This window comes from Deltaproteobacteria bacterium, assembly GCA_011773515.1.
Classification (GTDB): domain Bacteria; phylum Desulfobacterota; class Deferrimicrobia; order J040; family J040; genus WVXK01.
Window position 1 is genome coordinate 1,976 of the sequence record WVXK01000033.1, and the last position, 395, is coordinate 2,370.

A 395-nucleotide genomic window follows, 5' to 3' on the forward strand; every position below is an offset into this window, starting at 1 on the left:
GCGGAGCCTGAGATCGACAAGTGCATCGATATCGTGACGAAAGGCGCTCTCAAGGAGATGATCGCACCCGGCATCATCGCCATAGCCGCTCCCCTCGTCGTCGGCTTCGGGCTCGGTGCCGAGGCCCTCGGCGGGTTTCTCGCCGGCGCGACGGTTACCGGCGTCCTGGTGGGTATCATGATGGCGAACGGCGGGGGCGCGTGGGATAACGCCAAGAAGTTCATCGAGGAAGGCCATCACGGAGGAAAGGGTTCGGATGCGCATCACGCGGCTGTCGTGGGGGACACCGTGGGTGATCCCTTCAAGGACACCTCCGGGCCTTCGATGAATATCCTCATAAAGCTCATGGCCGTGGTGTCCCTCGTGTTCGCGCCGCTTATCGGGAAGTTCTGATA

The 395-nt window shown here is 62.0% G+C and carries 1 pseudogene (cut by a window edge); it reads left to right on the forward strand.

Annotation, left to right across the window (positions count from 1 at the left end):
* Positions 1-393 (forward strand): annotated as a pseudogene (locus tag GTN70_03730) (sodium-translocating pyrophosphatase) (it extends 1,555 nt beyond the left edge of the window).
* Positions 394-395 lie beyond the last annotated feature (2 nt).